This window comes from Pseudomonas sp. G11, from assembly GCF_029457515.1.
Classification (GTDB): domain Bacteria; phylum Pseudomonadota; class Gammaproteobacteria; order Pseudomonadales; family Pseudomonadaceae; genus Aquipseudomonas; species Aquipseudomonas gorinensis.
The window spans coordinates 7,094,542-7,118,326 of sequence record NZ_CP120377.1; the positions used below are offsets into that span (position 1 = coordinate 7,094,542).

The following is a 23,785-nucleotide window of genomic DNA, read 5'->3' on the forward strand; positions in this document are numbered from 1 at the left end:
AGACTGTATCCATATACATACTAACAAGTTATCCACAGGCCTAGGCCTTGCAAGCCCACTAAAACCACACTATGTTGTGTTTGCATGGAAGGATAAGCCCACATATTGGGGTTTTTGGGGAGTTGAGCATGACGAATCAAAACGATGCTTCTTACCCACTATCCACTAGCTAGGAGAAGTACTGTGGTTGATGCCAAGCAAGAGCGCTTTCAAATTCTAGCGCTATCAGGTGGTGGTTTTAGGGGGCTGTACACAGCCAAGATTCTCGCGGATTTGGAGGAGGAGATTGGGGCGCCCATAGCTACCCGATTTGACTTGATAGCAGGCACCTCTATCGGCGGCATTCTTGCCTTGGCAATCGCTTCCCGTATTCCTGCGAAGACTATGGTTGATCTGTTTGTTGAGCATGGAGAAGAAATCTTCAAACGACGATTCTCTCTGATGGGTATGCTGAGAGCACCGTACTCTGCAAAACCTTTGCAGAGCCTGCTCAGTGCTCCGTCGCTCTTCGGTCAACGTACGCTGGGCGACTGCAAACACCCAGTGCTCATCCCGGCAATCAACTACTCGAGCGGACAGCCTCAAGTTTTCAAGACCTCACACCATCCTAGCTTCAAACGCGACCATCAATTTCGGCTGGTAGACATCGCCTTAGCCACGAGCGCCGCTCCTGCTTATTTCCCTCGGCACACATTCAATAACAACCAGTACGTCGATGGAGGATTGTATGCCAATGCTCCAGGCTTGTTAGCCGACCACGAAGCGCAGACATTCTTCCGTCAATCTTCCGAGACAGTGCACCTGCTTTCCATCGGTACCATGTCTTCGAAGTTCACCGCCAACCCCGGCCGCAATCGTGATGGGGGTACCTATGACTGGGGAGGCATCAACCCCACAAATACGCCCAAGCGTCTCTTTGGACTATCCATATCAGTTCTTGAGTCGCTGAGCGACTTTATGCTTCGTCACCGTCTTCCTGGCCGCTACATCCATATCGACGAAACCTTAACTGACGAGCGCGCTAGCGCAGTCGCGCTCGATAAAGCAGACCGCCCCGCAAAAGAGGCCCTGCTGGGCGCCGCCTCTGAGCAATCTAAGTTTTGGCTGGGTAAGGATGAGTTTCAACCTTTCCTTGCTCACCGGTCATCACCGCCGCAGTTCTTCTATGGCCCTAACGCTACCCAAGGGAGTCGTGAAAATGCTGAAACTGAATAAGCTCTTCCATAAGGGTGGCGCGGACGCCAATGTGTTTGAGGATCGAATTGCACCTACGCGAGAGCAGCGCAAGTTCTTGATGGAATGCAAAAACAAGGTTCGTGAACATTTGAAGCCACGCATTCGTGCAGCTACAAAAACTATTTTAGGCATGGAGCATGTGGTGGAACCACGATTCAGAACTCAAGGGTCCTGGTCCTATAACACGTGCGTCGTGCCTGCCAAGTCCCCAGTTCAAGAAATGGACTGGGATTATGGTGTTTACCTCCCTGTCACTGTATGGGAGGAAAATGGCCCGCCCCACCAGATGGCCAAAGCATACTTTTCTCTGGTCGAAGAGCTGCTGAAAGACCTGTGCAAGGCAGAGAAATGGGACCTGATCACTGGCAAAAAAACATGCATACGTATTCAAATTGCCGACTGGGCCCATATCGACCTTCCCCTGTACGCTGCACCGGAAGAAGAGTTCGAGGCCATTACCGAGCGGGTCTCGCTTGAGAAAGCGATGCTGGATGGCATCGAATACATCGCAAATGCCCGTGCCATGGATGAAAGCTATCAGTCGCAGCAGTGGAAAGATCTTGACCATATTGCAATGGCTACTCGTAGTGGCGAATGGCGTGAGTCTGATCCGGAAGCAGTAGCAAACTGGTTTCGAGACCGCGTCGAAGAGCATGGCGAACAACTGCGTCGAGTATGTCGCTACCTCAAGGCTTGGCGGGACGAGCATTGGGATAACGGCGGCCCAACATCCGTATCGATCATGATTGCAGTTGCCCAGAACTTTGTTTCCCAATCCGGTCGCGATGACCTAGTAACTGAAGCAGCAGCCAAACATTTGGGTGTTGTCTTCAAGGGCGAGATAAGGGAAGCCGGGATAGATGATAAGAAAGAGGATTTCAACCGCCTTGAGGGGCCTGACCGTGCAATTGCTGCGCGTCGTTTTGCCGAACTGGGAACCGCAATCTACGAAAGCCGGATGATGCGAGAGCATCAAAAAGACCAAGCGGTGACTCAAATGAGAGCCCAGTTCGGCAGCCGAATGCCCTGGGACGCCACACTAATAGAGGTGGGTGGTGAAGCGGATGCGATCCGCAACACCGCTCCAGAAAAAGTAGCCCCACCCGTCGTTCTGTCCAGTAGTGCAGGCTGACGAACCCTATGAGCGCTTTAGGCGAAACCTTACGGGCGCTCAGAGCGCGTGGCTTTACACCGGTAGCTGCCAAGCTACCGGTGCGTGCCTTTAAAGGGGTGCTGGCGTGTAAAAAAGGCGACGTGTCAGTCAAACTCACAATCAAAGATTGGGATTTCCTGAGCTATCCGGCGATCTGCATATTGGATCGTCCTGATTTCCTCCCTGAACTGATGCCGCACATCGATGTGTTGGGTAATCTCTGCTACTTCGCACCCGGCTCCGTAACGCTTGATCGATACGATCCCTCGACCGCTGTGTTGCAGTGCCTCAACCAAGCGACTGCGATACTCGATCGAATCGCTACGGACCCCCAGTACCGAGACAGTGACATTCGAGATGAATTTCCCGCTCATTGGGAATATGGCCAGACGAGCGTCCCATGGGACGTCCTCCTGGGCCACACGAACGAAAAAGACCTATACGCGCACTATTTCATCATCGAAAAATCCAACAAGAAGCGTGTGTTCATCTCGAGCGGACGTGAAGAAGCAGAAACCTTAGCATCGTCGTTGGGTGGGACGCTAAAGTCTTCAAGTCTTCGTTGCTGGCTTTTGAAAACCGATATCTCCCCAGCAGTACCAAAGGCCATGCCAGGGACTGTTAAGGAATTGTTTTCTTGGTTACGCATTTGGGATAAGGCTCTTTCAGCAAGCGTCCAGAAGATCCTCTCTGAACCTGACTACCTGAAATTCAAGTATGTTTCTTTTGCCATCAACACGCCTGTCGGCTGGATCGGTTTTGGGTTCAACCTGGACCATTTAAAAAGAAAAGGCTACAGCCGAAGCCCCAATCATTATAGGCAATGGCTTCACAACAAGGGAGGAGAAACACCTCTAATCCGGCTATCCATCGAGCAAGTCAGCAGTCAGTTTGTTCACAGCAGAAACCTGCATTTCCCAGATCTTTATAATAAAAGGGTAACCGTGGTGGGCTGCGGAGCCATCGGCTCATTTGTCGCTCATGCAATGCTGCGCCTAGGTGCAGGCACAGGGAAACTTGGCGGTTTGAAACTGATTGATCCAGACCGGATAGGGCCAGAAAATTTAGGCCGTCACATACTTGGCTACCCGTCACTTTTCGAATTCAAAGCCACTGCACTTGCAGCTGATTTGAATCGTCAGTTTCCCCATAGCAAGATTGAGGCGATCACAGGCAGCGTATTTGCTCATCAGGGGCTATGGGGATCGGAGTTGATAATTGACGCGACCGGCGAGGAAGCTGTCAGCGAACTCCTTAACGGCCTGCGATTACAGCGAAAAAGCCACATACCTGTTTTACATGTGTGGATCCGTGGTAACGGGGAGGCAGTGCAAGCGCTTTGGACTGACGACAAAGGCGGCGGGTGCTATCGCTGCCTTCTCGTTCCCAGTGCCAATGCTCATCGGCAAGAACGCTATCGGGTACTCAAAAACCCGTCTGTTCGCAGAACGGATGGCTGCCGCGCGTACACACCTTACGCGGTATCTGCACCTCTACATGCTGCGGCACTGGCCACAGAGATGGTCTGTGACTGGTTACAGGGATCGCCTACTCCATGCTTCAGAACGCGCGCCACAGCAAACGCCGACGTGTTCAGCTTAAAAAATAAAAACCTCTCGAAGATCAAAGGCTGTCCTGCATGCGAACCGCAATAGTGTGGGAAGCCTCACCACATAATCACAAAATTCTTGTAGAAGACGAGCCTCTCCAGACCATGGATAGGTACCGCCAAGACCGAAGCGACAAATCCGAAGCCGGGGGGATTTTACTGGGATACCGGAAAGGTCCACACCTTCACATCGTCCGAGTTACAGTCCCGCAGTTGACCGATCGACGCCGCCGCTTCCGATTTGACAGGTCTGCTCATCATCAGCAAATCGCCTTGGAGCAATGGCATGTTAGTGAAAAAACGATGGATTATTTGGGCGAATGGCACACACACCCAGAAATCACCCCATCTCCTTCAGGCGTCGATATCAATGAGTGGGTCAAGATCACAAATCGGCTAACCAAGCCTATGGCGTTCATGATTTTAGGCCTGACAGGAACTATATGGCTGGGGCTCTCTGTTAACAACGCGCTAATCAAATGCAGCCCAACAACCACCGAGGGGACCTAGCTACTTCGAGGCGCCTGGTGATTAGGTTTCTTAGGCTAGTGCATGCAGCTATTGGCCGATTGCTGCCCGTAGCATCCGCCAGCTTTTAGCCGGTTAGTGAAGGTCTGACTTCGGCCGTCACTACGCATGGTTGAAACTACAACGTGCCCGTGAGACTGAAACCCTCAAGGATCTGCGCCGAAACACGGACTTTCAACCCCTAGGCCACCGAATTGGAAGCCTACGCCAGAGGCATTAGGCTTCGGCACTGGACCCAAGTCGTACTAAAAAACGTCTGCATGGCGATAGCCATGAAGCTATAGTTTCTAGCCCGGTAGGACCATTGGGTCAGCCACCCGCAAGCAAACACATAAGGAAATCGTCATGCTCGATGATGGGAATTCAGAACTACGCCAGAAGTGGGAAGATCTCGTAAAAGGAGTATTCAACGATGCCATACCGAGCAAGGCCGAATGGACTGACCCGGCTGATATTGTCGTGGTGTTGAACGCCATTTCCAGCTCCGCGAACCATATGTTCTATCCAGATGGCGGTGGTATGGACATGCGCGGTGCGCAGTTAAACAACAACGGCGAGCTTGAATGGGCTGTTGAAGAAGACGGCCTTGGCTCATACGCCCGCATTGCAGCCCCTCTCAAGCTGACCTTTTGGAATCCGGGGAAATTCAACCACGAAGCCAACTTCGTGCTGGAGGTCGGTGCTTTGGAGCTTAAAGGTGAGTATGCTGCCCACAAGGGATATGCGGAAGAACTCACTGAATTAAGCGACGGCACCTTCGACCCACGAAGTACATGGGATGAGGGGCCGCGCGATGGCGCCCGACTTGTGATCCGTTACGTAAAACCCGCACGCTTTGCTATTTTCGGTAAAGGGTCGGTTTACAATTCGTTTCGAGACAAAGGGTTTGACGCGTACAGCGCCTATCACAATGACCCTGCCAAGTTCGAGAATGCTGTAGAGGAAATGGCAAAAATTCAACTCAGCTGACTGGCCCTAATTCCATGAGAAAAAGCCCCGCGCCCAGGTGTCGGGGGCTTTTTCTTAAACATCAGTAGCGCTGCCTACTAGCTGAGGCCAGACCTCCCCCCTTAGTGCCAAGCTCGCATATTTGAAGCGACGAAGTACAGCAACTGAAACTGATGAAGCTTCTTAAAAGCTAACAACCTGATAGCCAGTATGAGTCGTAAAGAGGCACATTTTTACAGCGACTAGCTTTTAAAAGTCGTGAGCTTCATCCCAAGCATGGATGAGTTCTTCCCGGCCGAGTGTGCGTGCAGCTTCTGCATAGGCTTCTAGGAATCTAGTGTCTTCCATCCAATCCTCTGCCCTTCCTTCGATCTTCCTTCCGTACACCTTTAGAAGCACGATCTGCATATCGACTTCGTCGTCTAATGTTTCCGCTTTGGCCATGCCCGAGTCACTGATTAGGGTCGTAAGCATTTCGACTTGGCTAATCGCCTCTGCTTGTGCCATCCGCACGAATAAGCTGACCATTCCCTCCGCGACCTCAACCGTTTCAATATACTCCCCCTGAGGCGAGCCATTGCGAACTGTCCGTGCCTGCTTGGCTTTCGCTTTTGCGCGCTTAACTCGTTTGGCCTGTTTTTTATCTGATGCCATGGTTACTTCCTTAGAGGGCTTTTTGATCGGCTAACAGCAGCTGAACGGGTGTTCCCCGAGGTTAACGCATTGAGTTAGCACTAAAACCTCATTTTTAGCGCCCGCGAAATTGATGGAAAACAGTTCAGAACGCTCAAGGGAGGGCATTAAGCGACTATCCTTGACGCTTCATTCTGATGAGTCACGGTCAATCGAGGGCAGCGACGCATCAAGCTTATCTTGGCTAATTCCGTGGCTATATGCGTTGTACTGCCATTTCAGAAACCGCTCTAGCAGGCGGCCATTTTCTGCTTTAAGACGATCGTTTTCGCTTTCAAGTCTTCTAATGCGCTGCTCTGCAATACTCAAGCTGGCAGGCCTTTTGGTCGCGACAAATCCGTTTCTAAGCTGTTCTTTCTTGTGCCCGAAGGCAATCTTTACTTGGACATGCGAGCTGAGCGTCTGTCGAGTAGGCCGCCCACCAATCAGAGGCGCAACCGCTCCGCACAGCGCATCCCAACCCAGTTTTCCTTCCCAGGCATCGATCAAGTTAACTAGGATCTCGATATCCTTGTTGGTCAAATGTTTAGCCATGATTTTCTCCAAACAGCGAGCGCAGCTCATCAAGTGCCGGCACTGTTGATGGCGATGGTGCAACAAGCTTGGGAAAACCTGAACGGGCAGCTAAATCACGCTTCAGTGCGCTGAATTCTTGATCGTTTCTCAACCGGATTACTGATCCCATCGGAACATTTGGCGACTCAAGTAACTCGATAAGCTGACTCACTCGTTGCAAAGTTTTTTGTTGATGCTGACTCCATCGATCAGCACCATACATCCCATCCAAAGTGGCCTCCCGTGCCTTTTCCAACTGCATACGAATGCCATTCCGCTGCAGCAGCAGACGCCCCAGCCTTTCCTCATCTCCCTTGATGCAAACCTGCTCAGTGCAGTTCAAGCAGTCTCGATGCTTCTGGCACGGCAACATAGAGAAATCATGCACGCAGAAGCCATACTCGGTTACGTGAGCGATACCCTCGCCTACGGCATCTAGGTCAGCAAACGTAACCGGAACATTTGTTTTAACTTTACCGAGAGCGCCCCCTACTCCAGCCAACCGAGCCAGATCAACGTATTCGTCGTCGCTCATGTGGTTGTAGGTAGCGTTCTGATGAATGTTCGCGCGACCTGACCACTTTGCGAGATCAAGCTGGCCGAGGTCCCCCCTTTGAGCAACTGTATTTAAGAAGTGCCGTAGCTGGTGCGAAGTCATGGAAATCTGCGTGCCATCCCGATTGGTGTAACCATGGCGACGCCAAATATTGCTTTCTTGGCCTGGGATGTAATTCAGATCTGTAGTAAAGGTGCTTTTGCCCGGAGTCCAAAGCAGCAAAGGACTGGTAGTACGATCAAGGTGCATCTCATGACGGCGGAAGCAGCAGAGTGCTTGCGAGTATCTGATGTGTCGTTCCTTGTTCTTCCAAGGCCAGCCTTCCGGTAGTTGGCTATGAGCAAACTTGTTCAGGAACGCCAAGGTCAAAGGCTCTCCTTTTTCCGTCAGCATCTGATAAGGCTCATAGCCCTTAAAGTACGGACTGAGATTCAGATGCTCCACCGACAACCCTAGCGCCTTTGCCGCCTGCTCATCTGTTAGCGGATCAAGCTCGCCAACATTTGGACAGTCCACGTGACGGTAGAACTTGTCAGGCTGCGTTTCATACCAAGTAGCCAGCCTACGCCCTTCTTCAGACATCTCGGTGAGGCGACGCACCGCCTCGACGGCTATCTCTCTCGTCACGGTTGAAACCCACTTGATATCAGCCCCGTAACCTTTACCGGCATAGAAACGCAGTCCAAGGCGCTCAACACCTTTGGTATCGATTTCTGAATGCAGGCAGTTCACCGGCAGGTCCTGGACCTCACTGATACGCGACGGTGCGCACATCAACAACGCAAAGGTCGAAGTTGTGAAGCGATCTCGAGGGGCTTGAGGATCGTTTGCGAACATCTCCCCCATGAATTCGAGTAAGTGCTGGTCGGGCATTTTTTCAGCCCGTTTCTTTTTCCCCTCAACGTCTGTCCGATGTATCTCCTTGGGTTTGGAGATCGGGTTTTTCCAAGTGATAGACGCTGGAATAATTTTACTTTCGTTGAGAAATTTAACGAGGTGAACCAGGCTGCTCCCTGCTTGATATGCCGTCGCGTTGTACTCTCGGGCGACCTCCGCAGCTACATCCATCACCTGAATGTCCGTCAGCGTGATATCGGCTCTCCCCTTGACTTGTAGAAGCGCTTTCTCGATGCAGCGGATCGCTTTGAACTCATTCTTGAGTTTGCTGGGGTTATGCCCTTGCTGATAGCGCACATAAGATTTGGCGAAAGGAACAATCTCGGGATTCAAAAGTTGGCTGTCGGTAAAGCCCCGAGCCGGTGCACCAATAACCGTGAAATTACCAACCCCCGGCCATGTGTCGCGACCCCAATCGAGATCAACGCCGAAAACCGTGAGCCTGTCACGACACATCTCGATGAAATCTTTGAGATTGGTTTTGGCATCAAGTAAATGCTTTGGCGTAAACAGGAGGACTTCAGCCACGAGCGACCTCTCTTCTCATTGCATTGCAGCGGCTAACCACATCGCTGACAGCAAGAATCAATCGGTCGTTAACGGAAGCAATTTTTCTGTCTTCCGTATGCTCTAGCACCCTGTCGCGCTCGTTGATCAAGCCATCCAGGACAGCTTCATGCGGACCGTTTAACCAAGGCTGGAAGTGATTGCAGGTGTAACAAGCAATAGGCGCCAATGCGCCGCAAAAACCGTAGCTGCCACAGTTGCCAAGGTTTACAGCGCCATTGGAAATTCTGCTGCTTGGGTCATTTCCTCGCTTTGCATGGCTCTCAGATACAACGAGCACACCTTGAAATGCTTGGGCGATGGGCGCTAGCTGCATAGCCACTGCCTTATCTATTCTCTCAACAATTTCGGGTATGTTCTTTACGTACACACCAGCATTCTGAATATCAGAATGATCGAGCGCCTCAGCGATGACGAACTCTCCCTTCCCTTCGCGAGCTAAGTTGGTACCAAGGGTGTAACGGAAGCGCGTTGGGTTGAGATGAACGGGCAAGCCCGTACGTTCGCTGATAACACTGATTATTTTCGCTACGCGATCCATCGCCTCTGTAACTGATGCGCTTGATGCGTGAAGGCGATCTCCGCGGAGTTGATCCTTCAGCTCCGACTCATCATTGAGAGCCTCCAAGGCCGGAAAAAGTGGTAACTCAGGAACCAACTCATCGGGAATTTTCGTCGCTAGCCTATTGGTAAATATTTGGCGAACCGCGAATGCCTGTTGCTGCAAAAGCAGCCAGAGGTCTTCGACCACGGCGAACTTATTGAACGTGGTACGCCAGGACTGATTCCGCTGCTTTGCACGGGGAAAATTGATGAAATAATTATCCGCCTGCCGGATGAGATCTTTTAGTTTCAAACCGGTGACCTGTACCGGACGCCTTCCCGTCATGGCCAATGTCATGGAGTAGCATGCGTCAACAAGGGAGAGTCGATTTTCGCTGTACGCCGAGACGACCGCCGCAACAACGCCTTCCATCTCAATATCGGTTAGCGGCCCACGGTCAGGGCACATGGACTGAACTGCATAGCCTTTCTCGTTTCCTTTGAGCGTCCATTTATCTAGCAAATTCAGCATCTCACTGGGAATACCGGCATATCCCAGTGCAGCCCATTGCCTGATAAACCCCCGCAAAGTACCCAACCGGTACTCGGTCTTATCATTTAACGTAGATCGAAACGATATCAACGACTCGACGCTGAATGGTGGATGCCCAGCAGTCGATTCGAGATAGTGCTTTCCGGAATAAAATATGTTCACTGCATGTGCTGGCGATCCTGTCTTGGCAAAAAATGCAAGTACATGTCTAAAAGACATATACATTTCCGTATTCAAATTGGCCGCCAATGCGGAAATCGGGATATCAATGTCCTTGCTCAGCTTCCAACGCATATCGTCAAACCTGACCCGATAGCCTTCACGTGAGTAAAACTCTTCGATAGTGATCGACTGCGCTACAGGCTTATTCATTCACCGCCTCCCTTCTGCGCTTTACTCAAATGCTTAATTTGTAGTTCAAGCACAGCCTTGCCGGCCTGTTCTTTAATATGCCTGCGATTGTAGGTCGCGGCAGTTCCAGAGGTTTCACTCCAGCCCATTAGATATGAACGGATCTTTTCTTCACGCTCAGGCGTGATGCCCTGCCCCTCGCAGGTTTTCGAGAACGAATAATTCCAGTGATGGCGTAGCGAGTGAGCATGAATGCCGCTCGCTCCTTCGACGATAGTACGCAACGCCGCCATGAATTTACCGAATCCAGCATTCGACAATGGCCGGCCTTGCGAAGGACCTAACTTATGTGTCACAAAAAGATAACCGTGCTTCTTGGCCCCAAGTACCTTATTGCGATGACTGAGCACATAACGATGGATCTCATCGACGAGTTCAGGAATCAACGGGAATGTACGCTCTCGCGTTTTGGCCACAGGCTGATAGGCTCTAACATCCTCCTTTGAGTCCGGGCGTCGAATGACTCTCAGAGTATTTTTTGCGAAGTCGATGTCTTCAATCATTAGATTCAACAGCTCACCGCGTCGAAGCCCCGTGATGCGGAGAATGGAAAACATCAAAGCGTTGCGCACCTGGACGGCATATTCGCGCACAGGATTGTTGCCTGCCCCTGGCTTCAATGCAGCTTCTAACTCATCAAGAAGCGTGTCGTCCAAGTGCTTTTCGTCTCTATCTATGCTGGATTTACTCGATGTCTTGGGACGGTTGGCTTTGATCTGCGCAACCATTCGCTCGGCACTGTCACGGCCAACAGGACTAGACGGCAATTGATGCTGGCCAGCAAGGAAGCCAAGGTAATCGGCTATCACTGACATACGCGCATATTGATTGCTTGTACTAACGGTTTTGGACCTGCGGGAAATCGAAACGACCTTGCCGTCATTTTCGTCGAGCAAAGGTTTCTGCATGAAATCACGCAGTGAATGGACTTCGTGGGCTTGGAGTAACTCGCGGCGTGAAAAGCGCGACTCGACATCAATGCCGTAATAGCTCTGCCAAGCGTATAAGGCCTTCAGCGCATTGAGCGCATTCTGGATTGTGTTCACGGCCAGCGACCGTCCACGCATATGCACAGTGACGTACAACGCGGGGTAGAAGAGGGGCATGCCCGACTCGTCGACGAGAACGACAAATCGCTCACCATTCGAGGACTTAATCCTGCGCACTGACAGTTCCATTGCAGCCCCTAATCTTTACGTTTTTACAGAGTATTAATTCAGCTCAGATTGCTCAAGGTATTTTTTACATCCGTAAAAACGCGAAACCCCCGCAGCGCGGGGGTCTCAAGACTAAACCTTACAATTTAGGCTAAGGTAACTCTCAGAACGGGATATCGTCATCAAAACTGTCGAAATCCGGAGCCGGTTGCGGAGCGGCCTGTTGTGGCGCTGGGCGCGACTCACGTTGTGGCTGCTGGCTTGGCTGCGGACGGGACTGCTGTGGGCGCGGTGCCGAGTTGGACATGCCGCCCTGGCCCTGTTGGTCGCCCTGTGGACGGCCGCCCAGCAGTTGCATGGTGCCTTGCATGTCGACCACGATTTCAGTGGTGTAACGCTTGATACCGTCTTTTTCCCACTCGCGGGTTTGCAGCTTGCCTTCGATGTAGACCTGCGAGCCTTTGCGCAGGTACTCACCGGCGATCTCTGCCACCTTGCCGAACATCGACACGCGGTGCCATTCGGTTTTCTCGACCTTCTGGCCGGTCTGCTTGTCGGTCCACTGTTCGCTGGTCGCCAGACTCAGGTTGGTCACGGCATTACCGTTAGGCAAGTAGCGAACTTCGGGATCCTGGCCGCATGTACCGACCAATATGACTTTGTTAACCCCACGGGCCATAACGTTCTCCTAAGCTGGGCGCGCTGTCGGCACTGGGTTGACCAGTTGCTCGAGCGTCGCGCGATCCAATAATTCGGTGTCCAATTTGATGTAAATGGCTGCTTCTTCAGCAACCACGACTGCATCGGTTACCCCAACGACGGCCTTGAGGCGCTCTACCAGACCGCTTTCACGGATCGCCTCGGGCGATAGCGGCAAACGCAGACTTGTGACGTAGGGAGGTTCGCGCATGGTAACAGCAAAGGCCAGCCAAAGTGCAGCCAGCCCGGCACATCCCAGGAACACAACCGACAAACCGCCGTGCTGGAACATCCAGCCACCCATGATGCCGCCCAGTGCAGAACCAAGGAACTGGCTGGTGGAGTACACCCCCATTGCCGTGCCCTTGCCACCGGCCGGTGAAACTTTACTGATCAGCGAAGGCAACGAGGCCTCCAGCAGGTTGAATGCGGTGAAGAACACCACCGTACCGATTACCAGTGCCCGCAGGCTGTCGCCGAACTGCCAGAAGAATAGCTCAGTGAGCATCAGCGTCGCGACGGCGCCGAGTAAAACTCGTTTCATTTTGCGTTTCTTCTCGCCGTAGATGATGAAGGGGATCATGGCGAAGAACGAAATCAGGAGGGCAGTCAGGTAGACCCACCAGTGCTGCTCCTTGGGCAACCCGGCTTTTTGCACCAGGGCCAGGGGCAAGGCGACGAAACTGCACATCAGCATTGCGTGTAATACGAAGATACCTAAATCCAGGCGCAGCAAATCCGGATGCTTGAGTGTCGGCAACAGGGCCTTGCGGGCGACGCCCGACTCACGGTGCTGCAACGTGCCGGTGGAGCGCGGCACCATGAAGGCCACGATCACGATCCCGAACAACGCCATGCCGCCGGTGGCCAGGAACAAGCCGTGCAAGCCAAAGGCGCGCGTCAGCAACGGGCCGACCACCATCGCCACGGCGAACGACAGACCGATGGTCATGCCGATCATGGCCATGGCCTTGGTGCGGTGTTGCTCGCGGGTGAGGTCGGACAGCAAGGCCATGACCGCTGCGGAAATTGCCCCGGCCCCCTGCAGGATACGTCCGGCGATCACGCCCCAGATCGAATCCGACTGGGCCGCGAGCACGCTGCCGAGAGCGAACACGATCAGCCCCAGGTAAATCACAGGGCGGCGGCCAATACGGTCGGAAATGATGCCGAATGGAATCTGGAAAATCGCCTGGGTCAGGCCATAGGCGCCAATGGCCAGGCCGATCAAGGCGGGGGTCGCTCCTGCGAGATCCATTCCATAGGTCGCCAGCACTGGCAACACCATAAACATGCCAAGCATACGGAAGGCGAACACCAGGGCCAGACCGCTTGCTGCTCGGGTCTCGCCGCTACTCATGCGTTCGCTGTGGGGATCGTGCATGGAAAAACCTCGTGTGAACCGGCGGCGATTCTACCAGTCCCATCGATTGAGAGGGTATATGCGGCGCTTTGCCGCGCAGCTTTCATGTAAGGCTGCACCCGGCACTTTGACAGTGTATATTCATCCAGTCTTTAGCCGTATACTCCTGCATTATTTACGCCCGCCGTGCGAGGCCATCTTGGACAAGATCCTGATTCGTGGGGCTAGAACCCACAACCTGAAGAACATCGACCTGACCCTGCCCCGGGACAAATTGATCGTCATCACCGGCTTGTCCGGCTCCGGCAAATCTTCCCTGGCGTTCGACACGCTGTATGCCGAAGGTCAGCGTCGCTATGTGGAATCGCTGTCGGCCTATGCCCGCCAGTTCCTGTCGATGATGGAAAAACCCGACGTCGACACCATTGAAGGCCTGTCGCCGGCGATTTCCATCGAACAGAAGTCGACGTCCCACAACCCGCGCTCCACCGTGGGCACCATCACCGAAATCTACGACTACCTGCGCCTGCTGTACGCGCGGGTGGGCATTCCCCGTTGCCCGGACCACGACATTCCACTGGAAGCCCAGACCGTCAGCCAGATGGTCGACCTGGTGCTGGCCCAACCGGAAGGCGCCAAGCTGATGCTGCTGGCGCCGGTGATTCGCGAACGCAAGGGTGAACACCTTTCCGTATTCGAAGAGCTGCGTGCGCAAGGCTTTGTGCGCGCACGCATCAACGGCAAGCTCTACGAACTGGACGAAGCGCCGAAGCTCGACAAGCAGAAGAAGCACTCGATCGATGTGGTGGTCGACCGCTTCAAAGTGCGGGCCGACCTGCAGCAGCGTCTGGCAGAATCGTTCGAGACTGCGTTGAAGCTGGCAGACGGTATAGCCCTAGTGGCGCCGATGGATGACGAGCCGGGCGAAGAGATCATCTTCTCCGCGCGCTTTGCCTGCCCGATCTGTGGCCATGCCATCAGCGAGCTGGAACCCAAGCTGTTCTCCTTCAACAACCCGGCCGGCGCCTGCCCGACCTGCGATGGCCTGGGCGTGAAGCAATTCTTCGACATCAAGCGCCTGGTTAACGGGGAGCTGACATTGGCGGAGGGCGCGATACGCGGCTGGGACAGGCGTAACGTCTACTACTTCCAGATGCTGGGGTCGCTGGCGTCCCACTACAAGTTCAGCCTTGAAGTGCCATTCAATCAACTGTCGGCAGAACAGCAGAAAGTCATCCTCAATGGCAGTGGCTCGCAGAACGTCGATTTCAAATACCTGAACGACCGTGGCGATATCGTCAAGCGCTCCCACCCGTTCGAAGGCATCGTGCCAAACCTGGAGCGGCGCTACCGCGAGACTGAATCGGCGAGCGTGCGCGAAGAACTGGCGAAGTTCCTCAGCACTCAACCCTGCCCGGATTGCCGCGGCACTCGCCTGCGCCGTGAGGCGCGGCATGTGTGGGTTGGCGAGAAGACGCTGCCGGCAGTCACCAACCTGCCAATCGGCGATGCATGCGAGTACTTCGGTGCACTCAAGCTGACCGGGCGCCGTGGGGAAATTGCCGACAAGATCCTCAAGGAAATCCGCGAGCGCCTGCAGTTCCTGGTCAACGTTGGCTTGGACTACCTGTCGCTGGATCGCAGCGCCGATACGCTATCAGGCGGCGAAGCCCAGCGGATTCGCCTGGCCAGCCAGATTGGCGCCGGCCTGGTGGGTGTGCTGTACATCCTCGATGAGCCGTCGATCGGTCTGCACCAGCGCGACAATGATCGTCTCCTGGGCACCTTGAAGCACCTTCGGGATATCGGCAACACGGTGATTGTGGTCGAGCATGATGAAGACGCTATCCGCCTGGCGGACTACGTAGTCGATATCGGCCCTGGGGCTGGCGTGCATGGCGGTCATATTGTCGCCGAGGGCACGCCCGCCGAAGTCATGGCTCACCCTGACTCGTTGACCGGCAAGTACCTGTCTGGCCGAGTGAAGATTGAAGTGCCAGCCAAGCGTACGCCACGTAACAAGAAGATGGCATTGCACCTCAAGGGCGCGCGGGGCAACAACTTGCGCAATGTCGACCTGGAAATTCCCCTGGGCTTGCTGACGTGCGTAACCGGTGTTTCCGGTTCAGGCAAATCCACGCTGATCAACAACACCCTGTTCCCACTGAGTGCCACCGCCCTGAACGGCGCGACCACCCTGGAAGCGGCGGCACACGACAGCATCAAGGGCCTGGAGCACCTGGACAAAGTGGTCGATATCGACCAGAGCCCGATTGGCCGCACACCACGCTCCAATCCGGCAACCTACACAGGGCTGTTCACGCCGATTCGCGAACTGTTCGCTGGCGTTCCGGAATCTCGCTCGCGGGGCTACGGGCCTGGCCGGTTCTCGTTCAACGTCAAAGGCGGGCGCTGCGAAGCATGCCAGGGTGATGGCTTGATCAAGGTGGAGATGCACTTCCTGCCAGACATCTATGTGCCGTGCGATGTGTGCAAGAGCAAGCGCTACAACCGCGAAACCCTGGAGATCAAGTACAAGGGCAAGAGCATCCACGAAACCCTGGAAATGACTATCGAGGAAGCGCGGGTGTTCTTCGATGCGGTCCCGGCGCTGGCGCGCAAGCTGCAAACGCTGATGGATGTGGGCTTGTCCTATATCAAACTTGGGCAGTCCGCGACCACTCTATCCGGTGGTGAAGCGCAACGGGTGAAGCTGTCTCGCGAGCTGTCCAAGCGCGATACCGGCAAGACCTTGTATATCCTGGATGAGCCAACTACCGGCCTGCATTTCGCGGATATTCAACAGTTGCTGGATGTCTTGCATCGCCTGCGCGACCACGGCAACACCGTGGTGGTGATCGAGCACAATCTGGATGTGATCAAGACGGCCGACTGGCTGGTTGACCTCGGCCCGGAAGGCGGTTCCAAGGGTGGCCAGATCATTGCGGTGGGCACGCCGGAGCAGGTCTCCGAAATGCCACAGTCCCACACGGGTTACTACCTCAAGCCCTTGCTGGCACGCGACCGGGCCTGATTTATCAAGCCCGATAAAAAGCCCCCGTCACTTCAGCAGTGACGGGGGCTTTTTTGTAGCCGGGAATCAGAACTGCGATTGCAGGTAATTCTCCAAGCCAACCAACTTGATCAGGCCCAACTGCTTTTCCAGCCAATAGGTGTGATCTTCTTCGGTGTCATTCAGCTGCACCCGCAGGATTTCCCGGGTGACATAGTCGTTGTGCTGCTCGCAGAGCTCGATGCCCTTGCAGAGCGCGGCACGCACCTTGTACTCGAGGCGCAGGTCGGCAGCGAGCATGTCAGGCACCGTGGTGCCCACATCAAGGTCATCGGGACGCATACGTGGCGTGCCCTCGAGCATCAGGATACGGCGCATCAGTGCGTCGGCATGCTGTGCCTCTTCTTCCATTTCGTGATTGATACGCTCATAGAGCTCGGTAAAGCCCCAGTCTTCATACATGCGCGAATGGATGAAATATTGGTCACGAGCAGCCAGTTCGCCCGTCAGCAACGTGTTGAGGTAATCGATTACGTCGGGGTGACCTTGCATCGCCCTACATCTCCCTGCTTGAAAGTCTGTAGTTTGAACCATGATGACTCCCAGGTCACGGGATCAACAGCAGAAAAGTGCAGATTTACTGAGAAAAGTGGTCGAATTAACGCAAAAACCGCCCAAATGAGGGCGGTTCTGCTTATCGTTTAGAGTCAGTTAAGCGATACACCGAGCGCCTTTGCGATTGCTTCTCCATAAGCAGGATCAGCCTTGAAAAAGTGCTGCAATTGGCGCTGAACGACATCGCTGGAAACACCGGCCATGGCTCCGGCGATGTTGCTGGTGAGCAACGCTTTCTGCTCATCATTCATCAGGCGGAACAACGCGCCGGCGTGGCTGTAATAGTCGGTGTCTTCGCGGTGATCGTAACGATCCGCCGCACCGCTCAGGGCCAAGGCAGGCTCAGCGTATTGTGGTGCTTGCTTCGGTGCGTCAGCGTAGCTGTTTGGCTCGTAGTTAGGAGCCGCGCCACCATTACTGCCGAATGCCATCGAACCATCACGCTGATAGCTGTTCACCGGGCTACGTGGGGCGTTTACCGGCAGTTGCTGATGATTGGTACCGACGCGGTAGCGGTGAGCATCTGCATAAGCGAAGACACGCCCCTGAAGCATACGGTCTGGAGACAGACCAACACCTGGCACCATGTTGCTTGGACCGAACGCTGCTTGTTCTACTTCGGCGAAGTAGTTCTGCGGGTTGCGGTTGAGTTCCAATTCACCGACTTCGATCAATGGGAATTCCTTCTGCGACCAGGTCTTGGTCACGTCAAAAGGGTTCTCGTAATGAGCGTTGGCCTGGGCCTCGGTCATGATCTGAATGCACACACGCCATTTCGGGAAGTCACCGCGCTCGATCGCACCGAACAGATCACGCTGTGCATAATCAGGATCGGTACCTGCCAGCCGCGCTGCTTCTGCCGGCGCCAGGTTCTTGATGCCCTGCTTGGTTTTGTAGTGCCACTTGACCCAGTGACGCTCACCCTTGGCATTAATCAGGCTGTAGGTGTGACTGCCGAAGCCATGCATGTGACGGTAGCCATCAGGAATGCCTCGGTCCGAAAACAGGATAGTGACCTGATGCAGCGCCTCTGGAGAGTGCGACCAGAAGTCCCACATCATCTGCGCGCTCTTCAAGTTGCTTTGCGGCAGGCGCTTTTGGGTGTGAATGAAGTCAGGGAATTTCAACGGATCGCGGATGAAGAACACCGGGGTGTTGTTACCGACGATGTCCCAGTTGCCTTCTTCGGTGTAGAACTTCAAGGCGAAACCACGTGGATCACGTTCAGTGTCAGCCGAACCACGCTCACCACCTACTGTGGAGAACCGCAGGAACGTCGGGGTTTGCTTGCCCACGGCTTCGAACAGCTTGGCACTGGTGTATTGAGTGATGTCTCGGGTGACCGTGAAGGTACCGTAGGCGCCCGAACCCTTGGCGTGCACACGACGCTCTGGAATATTTTCGCGGTTGAAGTGGGCGAGCTTCTCGATCAGGTGAAAGTCGTCGAGCAGCAACGGGCCTCGTGGGCCGGCGGAACGGGAATTCTGGTTGTCCGCAACGGGTGCACCGCTGGCGGTGGTAAGGATTTTGTTCTGGCTCATGTTCAATTTTCCTCTGGTCGGACTTGGAACTACAGGCTAATCGGCTTGGAGGAAGTATTAATCATCAACATGACGGCTACAAATTCATTAAATTGTGAGCCTCAATAGAAAATTTCTACCAACAATCCAAGCCCCATAGTGCCCAACGCCACAGCAGGAAACTTGTACATATCGCGCTTTTGTCGCGCGCACAAAAAACCGGGCACTAGGCCCGGTTCTTCGTTACAGACTGTCGTCTTACTCGGCGCTTACAGCTTCGCCGGCAGTAGCACGATCAACCAACTCGACGTACGCCATAGGCGCGTTGTCGCCAGTGCGGAAACCGCACTTGAGGATGCGCAGGTAGCCACCCTCACGGGTAGCATAACGCTTGCCCAGGTCGTTGAAGAGCTTACCAACGATAGCTTTCGAACGAGTACGGTCGAAAGCCAGACGGCGGTTAGCCAGGCTGTCTGTCTTAGCCAAAGTGATCAGCGGCTCAGCAACGCGACGCAGTTCTTTAGCTTTCGGCAGTGTAGTTTTGATCAGCTCGTGCTCGAACAGCGACACCGCCATGTTTTGGAACATGGCCTTGCGGTGCGAGCTGGTACGGCTCAGGTGACGACCACTTTTACGATGACGCATGGTTCATTCCTTACCAAACTCACGTTCGGTGATTACGACGATCAGGCAGTCGCCTTGTCGTCCTTCTTAAGACTTGCAGGCGGCCAGTTGTCGAGGCGCATGCCGAGGGACAGACCGCGGGAGGCCAGAACGTCCTTGATTTCAGTCAAGGATTTCTTGCCCAGGTTCGGAGTCTTCAACAGTTCTACTTCGGTACGCTGAATCAGGTCGCCGATGTAGTAAATGTTTTCCGCCTTAAGGCAGTTAGCCGAACGTACAGTCAGTTCCAGATCGTCAACCGGGCGAAGCAGGATCGGATCGATCTCGTCTTCCTGCTCGATTACCACTGGTTCGCTGTCACCTTTGAGGTCGACGAACGCAGCCAACTGCTGTTGCAGAATGGTTGCAGCGCGGCGGATAGCCTCTTCAGGATCCAGAGTACCGTTGGTTTCCAGATCAATAACCAGCTTGTCCAGGTTAGTACGCTGCTCGACACGGGCGTTTTCCACCACGTATGCGATACGGCGAACCGGGCTGAACGAAGAGTCAAGCTGCAAGCGACCAATGCTGCGGCTTTCGTCTTCATCGCTCTGACGCGAGTCGGCCGGTTCATAACCACGACCACGAGCTACAGTGAGCTTCATGTTCAGGGCGCCGTTAGACGCCAGGTTAGCGATTACGTGATCGGGGTTAACGATCTCGACATCATGATCCAGCTGAATATCGGCAGCGGTAACCACCCCCGAACCCTTCTTCGACAAGGTCAGCGTAACTTCGTCACGGCCGTGCAGCTTGATAGCCAGACCTTTAAGGTTCAACAGGATTTCAATTACGTCTTCCTGTACACCTTCGATGGCGCTGTACTCGTGGAGCACACCGTCAATCTCGGCCTCGACTACTGCACAGCCGGGCATTGAGGACAACAGGATGCGGCGCAGCGCGTTGCCCAGGGTGTGGCCAAAACCACGCTCGAGAGGCTCGAGAGTGATCTTGGCGCGGGTTGGACTGACAACCTGCACATCAATATGGCGGGGTGTCAGGAACTCATTTACCGAAATCTGCATGGATGCACCTATTTTCTAGCCCTTACTTGGAGTAGAGCTCGACAATCAGGCTTTCGTTGATGTCGGCGGACAGATCACTGCGAGCTGGAACGTTCTTGAAAACGCCCGACTTCTTCTCAGTGTCTACTTCTACCCATTCTACGCGGCCACGTTGGGCACACAGATCGAGAGCTTGGACAATGCGAAGTTGGTTTTTTGCTTTCTCGCGAACTGCGACCACGTCACCAGCACGAACCTGGTAGGACGGAACGTTTACGGTCTGGCCGTTAACGCTGATCGACTTGTGCGATACCAGCTGACGGGATTCGGCACGAGTAGAACCAAAGCCCATACGGTATACAACGTTGTCCAGACGGCATTCGAGCAGTTGCAGCAGGTTTTCACCGGTTGCACCTTTCTTGCCAGCAGCTTCTTTGTAGTAGCCGCTGAACTGACGCTCGAGAACGCCGTAGATACGACGGACCTTCTGCTTTTCACGCAGTTGGGTGCCGTAATCGGACTGGCGACCGCGGCGTTGGCCGTGGATACCAGGTGCTGCTTCGATGTTGCACTTCGATTCGATCGCGCGCACGCCGCTCTTCAGGAAGAGATCGGTGCCTTCGCGACGAGCGAGTTTGCATTTTGGACCAATGTAACGAGCCATTCTTTACAATCTCCTGGATTACACGCGGCGCTTCTTCGGCGGACGGCACCCGTTGTGCGGGATTGGCGTCACGTCGGTGATGCTGGCGATCTTATAGCCACAGCCGTTCAAAGCACGGACAGCAGACTCACGACCTGGACCTGGACCTTTGACGTTAACGTCGAGGTTTTTCAGGCCATATTCCAGCGCAGCTTGACCAGCACGTTCAGCAGCTACTTGAGCAGCAAACGGGGTGGACTTGCGGGAACCGCGGAAACCCGAACCACCGGAGGTAGCCCAAGAAAGCGCGTTACCTTGACGGTCGGTGATGGTCACGATGGTGTTGTTAAAAGATGCATGGATGTGGGCGATGCCATCAACCACTGTCTTTTTAACTTTTTTACGAGGACGAGCAGCAGGTTTTGCCATGATAATTTTCCTGTCGATTCGCTGGGGCGATTACTTGCGGATCGGCTTACGCGGACCTTTACGGGTACGCGCGTTAGTCTTGGTACGCTGACCGCGTACTGGAAGACCACGACGATGACGCAGACCGCGATAGCAACCGAGGTCCATCAAACGCTTGATTTTCATGTTGATTTCGCGACGCAGGTCACCTTCAGTGGTGAACTTCGCCACTTCGCCACGCAGCAATTCAATCTGCTCGTCGCTCAGATCCTTGATCTTAGCGGCTGGGTTTACCCCAGCAACTGCGCAAATTTTCTGCGCAGTAGTGCGACCAACACCATAGATGTAGGTCAGCGAGATAACAGTGTGCTTGTTATCTGGAATGTTAACGCCTGCAATACGGGCCATTCAGTGGGACTCCAATTGACAGCTACCTACGCCCCGGAAGCCAAGAAATAGGGCGCGAGATAATATCGCTGTAATAACAAATAATCAACCCGGCAGCGCACTAGCTGCCGGGCTTCAAGCGGATCACACTCAGCCTTGGCGCTGTTTGTGACGCGGTTCCGCGCTGCAAATTACTCGAACAACACCTTCGCGGCGAATAATCTTGCAGTTACGGCACAGCTTTTTCACCGATGCACGAACTTTCATCACCAACTCCTCGAACCTTATGGGTACTCAGCGCAACATGCCGCTGCCGTAACCCTTCAGGTTGGCTTTCTTCATCAGGGATTCGTACTGGTGCGAAACGAGGTGCGATTGTACTTGGGACATGAAGTCCATCACAACCACGACCACGATCAGCAACGAGGTCCCGCCAAGGTAGAACGGAACGTTTGCTGCAACCACCAGGAACTGGGGCAACAAGCAGACGGCCGTCATATATAGAGCACCGAACAGGGTCAAACGAGTCAGAACGCCATCAATGTAGCGTGCAGACTGCTCACCTGGACGGATGCCCGGAATAAAGGCACCGGACTTCTTCAGGTTTTCCGCTACGTCTTTCGGATTGAACATCAACGCCGTATAGAAGAAGCAGAAGAAAATAATCCCTGCACTAAACAGCAGAATATTCAACGGCTGACCAGGAGCGATCGACTGAGAGAGGTCCTGCAGCCAGCCCATATTTTCAGACTGACCAAACCAGGTACCCAACGAAGCCGGAAACAGCAAGATGCTGCTCGCGAAGATTGCCGGAATAACACCGGCCATATTCACTTTCAGCGGCAAGTGGCTGGTCTGCGCAGCAAAAACCTTGCGGCCCTGCTGACGCTTGGCGTAGTGAACAGCAATACGACGCTGGCCACGCTCAATGAACACCACAAAACCGATAATCGCTACTGCCAGCAAACCGATGGCAACCAAGGCGAAAATGTTGATATCACCCTGACGTGCAGACTCGAAAGACTGCCCGATTGCTCTCGGAAGACCGGCGACGATACCTGCGAAAATCAACATCGAGATACCGTTGCCAACACCACGCTCAGTAATCTGCTCACCCAGCCACATCATGAACATCGCACCAGCCACAAACGTGGATACCGCGACGAAATGGAAGCCAAAGTCACCAGTGAACGCAACACCCTGCCCCGCCAGGCCAACGGACATGCCGATAGCTTGAACCAGGGCGAGGATGACAGTGCCGTAGCGGGTGTACTGGCTAATCTTGCGACGGCCAGCTTCACCTTCCTTCTTCAACTGCTCCAGCTGCGGGCTGACGGCTGTCATCAGTTGCATGATGATCGATGCCGAGATGTACGGCATGATCCCCAGTGCAAAAATGCTCATCCGTTCCAGCGCGCCGCCAGAAAACATGTTGAACAAGCTAAGAATGGTCCCCTCATTCTGTCGAAACAGGTCTGCGAGTCGGTCCGGATTGATACCTGGAACCGGGATGTGTGCGCCTATTCGGTAGACGATAATCGCCAGGAACAGAAAACGCAGACGAGCCCAAAGTTCAGACATACCGCCTTTGCCGAGCGCTGAGAGAGCACCTTGCTTAGCCATTTATTCCTCGAACTTGCCGCCAGCTGCTTCGATAGCCGAACGCGCACCTTTGGTGGCGCCGATTCCCTTGCCGATAGTGACAGCGCGAGTCACTTCACCGGACAGCATGATTTTCACACGCTGTACGTTGACGTTGATCACGTTGGCATCTTTCAGGGTCTGCACAGTAACGATGTCGCCTTCCACTTTAGCCAGCTCGGACAGACGCACTTCTGCGCGGTCCATGGCCTTCAGGGAAACGAAACCGAACTTAGGCAGGCGACGATGCAGCGGCTGTTGACCGCCTTCAAAGCCTGGAGCAATGGTGCCACCGGAGCGGGAGGTTTGACCTTTGTGGCCACGGCCACCAGTCTTACCCAAACCGCTACCGATACCACGGCCCGGACGATGCTTTTCGCGACGGGAACCCGGCGCTGGACTCAGATCATTGAGTTTCATCGA

At 54.1% G+C, this 23,785-nt stretch carries 22 protein-coding genes; 5 read left to right on the forward strand and 17 right to left on the reverse strand.

Translation table 11 applies throughout. The annotated features are described in order from the left end of the window. The first annotated feature begins 183 nt into the window (after positions 1-183). The 4 genes from P2T68_RS32680 to P2T68_RS32695 all read left to right on the forward strand — a co-directional run bounded on the left by P2T68_RS32680 (position 184) and on the right by P2T68_RS32695 (position 5,495). Positions 184-1,215, forward strand: a complete 1,032-nt coding sequence (locus P2T68_RS32680) for a CBASS cGAMP-activated phospholipase (protein ID WP_277378808.1) — start codon at positions 184-186, stop codon at positions 1,213-1,215. Next, complete coding sequence (locus P2T68_RS32685) at positions 1,199-2,368, forward strand: CBASS cGAMP synthase (protein WP_277378809.1); 1,170 nt, start codon at positions 1,199-1,201, stop codon at positions 2,366-2,368. Before P2T68_RS32680 ends, P2T68_RS32685 begins: the two co-directional genes overlap by 17 nt. A gap of 8 nt (positions 2,369-2,376) precedes the next feature. After that, positions 2,377-4,044, forward strand: coding sequence for a ThiF family adenylyltransferase (locus P2T68_RS32690; protein WP_277378810.1), 1,668 nt, complete (start codon positions 2,377-2,379; stop codon positions 4,042-4,044). A gap of 827 nt (positions 4,045-4,871) precedes the next feature. After that, positions 4,872-5,495, forward strand: coding sequence for a hypothetical protein (locus P2T68_RS32695; RefSeq protein ID WP_277378811.1), 624 nt, complete (start codon positions 4,872-4,874; stop codon positions 5,493-5,495). A 228-nt stretch (positions 5,496-5,723) separates the two neighbouring features. Here P2T68_RS32695 and P2T68_RS32700 read toward each other — a convergent pair whose 3' ends face one another. The 7 genes from P2T68_RS32700 to P2T68_RS32730 all read right to left on the reverse strand — a co-directional run bounded on the left by P2T68_RS32700 (position 5,724) and on the right by P2T68_RS32730 (position 13,489). Continuing rightward, positions 5,724-6,128, reverse strand: a complete 405-nt coding sequence (locus P2T68_RS32700) for a hypothetical protein (RefSeq protein WP_277378812.1) — start codon at positions 6,126-6,128, stop codon at positions 5,724-5,726. A 168-nt stretch (positions 6,129-6,296) separates the two neighbouring features. After that, complete coding sequence (locus P2T68_RS32705) at positions 6,297-6,701, reverse strand: hypothetical protein (protein WP_277378813.1); 405 nt, start codon at positions 6,699-6,701, stop codon at positions 6,297-6,299. Beyond that, positions 6,694-8,703 (reverse strand): integrase, encoded by a 2,010-nt coding sequence (locus P2T68_RS32710; RefSeq protein WP_277378814.1) that lies wholly within the window; start codon positions 8,701-8,703, stop codon positions 6,694-6,696. The genes P2T68_RS32705 and P2T68_RS32710 overlap by 8 nt, the downstream gene beginning before the upstream one ends. Next, complete coding sequence (locus P2T68_RS32715) at positions 8,696-10,210, reverse strand: site-specific integrase (protein WP_277378815.1); 1,515 nt, start codon at positions 10,208-10,210, stop codon at positions 8,696-8,698. The genes P2T68_RS32710 and P2T68_RS32715 overlap by 8 nt, the downstream gene beginning before the upstream one ends. Beyond that, positions 10,207-11,427 (reverse strand): site-specific integrase, encoded by a 1,221-nt coding sequence (locus P2T68_RS32720; protein WP_277378816.1) that lies wholly within the window; start codon positions 11,425-11,427, stop codon positions 10,207-10,209. Before P2T68_RS32720 ends, P2T68_RS32715 begins: the two co-directional genes overlap by 4 nt. A 142-nt stretch (positions 11,428-11,569) precedes the next feature. Further along, the gene (locus P2T68_RS32725; protein WP_003232445.1) at positions 11,570-12,085 is read right to left on the reverse strand and encodes a single-stranded DNA-binding protein; all 516 of its coding nucleotides are present in this window, start codon (positions 12,083-12,085) and stop codon (positions 11,570-11,572) included. A gap of 9 nt (positions 12,086-12,094) precedes the next feature. Further along, positions 12,095-13,489 carry an MFS transporter gene (locus P2T68_RS32730; RefSeq protein ID WP_024077673.1) on the reverse strand — a complete coding sequence of 465 codons (1,395 nt, stop codon included), beginning with the start codon at positions 13,487-13,489 and terminating at the stop codon, positions 12,095-12,097. A 178-nt stretch (positions 13,490-13,667) separates the two neighbouring features. On the opposite strand from P2T68_RS32730, the gene uvrA reads away from it, so the two are divergent. Continuing rightward, positions 13,668-16,502 (forward strand): excinuclease ABC subunit UvrA, encoded by a 2,835-nt coding sequence (gene uvrA / locus P2T68_RS32735; RefSeq protein ID WP_069077106.1) that lies wholly within the window; start codon positions 13,668-13,670, stop codon positions 16,500-16,502. A 66-nt stretch (positions 16,503-16,568) separates the two neighbouring features. Here the strand turns inward: uvrA and bfr are convergent, their stop codons facing one another. The 10 genes from bfr to rplO form a co-directional block, all read right to left on the reverse strand. After that, positions 16,569-17,033 carry a bacterioferritin gene (bfr, locus tag P2T68_RS32740; protein ID WP_015886133.1) on the reverse strand — a complete coding sequence of 155 codons (465 nt, stop codon included), beginning with the start codon at positions 17,031-17,033 and terminating at the stop codon, positions 16,569-16,571. 155 nt (positions 17,034-17,188) lie between these two features. After that, complete coding sequence (locus P2T68_RS32745) at positions 17,189-18,637, reverse strand: catalase (RefSeq protein ID WP_150295741.1); 1,449 nt, start codon at positions 18,635-18,637, stop codon at positions 17,189-17,191. 237 nt (positions 18,638-18,874) lie between these two features. Further along, positions 18,875-19,261, reverse strand: coding sequence for a 50S ribosomal protein L17 (gene rplQ / locus P2T68_RS32750; protein ID WP_007918448.1), 387 nt, complete (start codon positions 19,259-19,261; stop codon positions 18,875-18,877). 41 nt (positions 19,262-19,302) lie between these two features. Next, positions 19,303-20,304 carry a DNA-directed RNA polymerase subunit alpha gene (gene rpoA / locus P2T68_RS32755; protein WP_003176403.1) on the reverse strand — a complete coding sequence of 334 codons (1,002 nt, stop codon included), beginning with the start codon at positions 20,302-20,304 and terminating at the stop codon, positions 19,303-19,305. 22 nt (positions 20,305-20,326) lie between these two features. Continuing rightward, positions 20,327-20,947 carry a 30S ribosomal protein S4 gene (rpsD, locus tag P2T68_RS32760; protein ID WP_003176404.1) on the reverse strand — a complete coding sequence of 207 codons (621 nt, stop codon included), beginning with the start codon at positions 20,945-20,947 and terminating at the stop codon, positions 20,327-20,329. Between the two features lie 18 nt (positions 20,948-20,965). Further along, positions 20,966-21,355, reverse strand: coding sequence for a 30S ribosomal protein S11 (gene rpsK / locus P2T68_RS32765; RefSeq protein WP_002555466.1), 390 nt, complete (start codon positions 21,353-21,355; stop codon positions 20,966-20,968). Positions 21,356-21,385: 30 nt separating this feature from the next. After that, complete coding sequence (rpsM, locus tag P2T68_RS32770; RefSeq protein WP_024077676.1) at positions 21,386-21,742, reverse strand: 30S ribosomal protein S13; 357 nt, start codon at positions 21,740-21,742, stop codon at positions 21,386-21,388. 129 nt (positions 21,743-21,871) lie between these two features. Then, positions 21,872-21,988 (reverse strand): 50S ribosomal protein L36, encoded by a 117-nt coding sequence (gene rpmJ, locus P2T68_RS32775; RefSeq protein WP_002555468.1) that lies wholly within the window; start codon positions 21,986-21,988, stop codon positions 21,872-21,874. A gap of 27 nt (positions 21,989-22,015) precedes the next feature. After that, the gene (gene secY, locus P2T68_RS32780) at positions 22,016-23,344 is read right to left on the reverse strand and encodes a preprotein translocase subunit SecY (protein ID WP_003176406.1); all 1,329 of its coding nucleotides are present in this window, start codon (positions 23,342-23,344) and stop codon (positions 22,016-22,018) included. Next, positions 23,345-23,782 (reverse strand): 50S ribosomal protein L15, encoded by a 438-nt coding sequence (gene rplO, locus P2T68_RS32785; protein WP_003176407.1) that lies wholly within the window; start codon positions 23,780-23,782, stop codon positions 23,345-23,347. Positions 23,783-23,785 lie beyond the last annotated feature (3 nt).